Origin of the sequence: Massilia mucilaginosa (assembly GCF_011682145.1) — a bacterium.
Lineage (GTDB): Bacteria > Pseudomonadota > Gammaproteobacteria > Burkholderiales > Burkholderiaceae_D > Telluria_A > Telluria_A mucilaginosa.
In genome coordinates this window covers 1-501 of the sequence record NZ_WHJH01000199.1, presented here as the reverse complement: position 1 = coordinate 501, position 501 = coordinate 1, and the positions used below count along the sequence as shown (strand labels likewise).

At 59.7% G+C, this 501-nt stretch carries 1 pseudogene; it reads right to left on the bottom strand.

Going from position 1 to position 501, the window contains the following annotated elements:
• Positions 1-501: pseudogene (locus F2P45_RS37565) on the bottom strand (hypothetical protein); the annotation flags it as partial.

The following is a 501-nucleotide window of genomic DNA, read 5'->3' as shown; positions in this document are numbered from 1 at the left end:
GCGGATCGGTGACGATCCGGCTGGTCCGACTGGGATAGGCAAATGTGTAGCGCTGCGCACCGCCGGCGTGCTCCGACAACACGGCTTGCCCGTCGCCGTTGTATGCATACGTGGCAAAGCGTTTTCCATGTTCATCGGTAATGCCGGTGAGGAGGAAGCGATCGTTGGGGGCTTCGTAGTGATACGCGCGCCATGACAGCTCGGAACCGGAACGGTCGAGGTGATGCACACCCATCAGGCGGTCCATGCCTTCGATGGGTCCATCGCCGGGTACGACAGCATGCTCATACTCGTAGCGCACACTGCCAGTGGCATTAGAGATCGACGCGATGACGTCACCCTCCCACGTGATCGCTAGGCTGCGACCGCTGGTGTCGACAATTTTGCTGAGCTGGTTTTTTTCGTCGTACGTGTAATGCGTGGCTATGCCGGTGCGCGTATGAACGCTGCTGAGCCTGAAGTCATCGCCATCCCGGAGAAAACGTTCGACCGTGCCGTCCG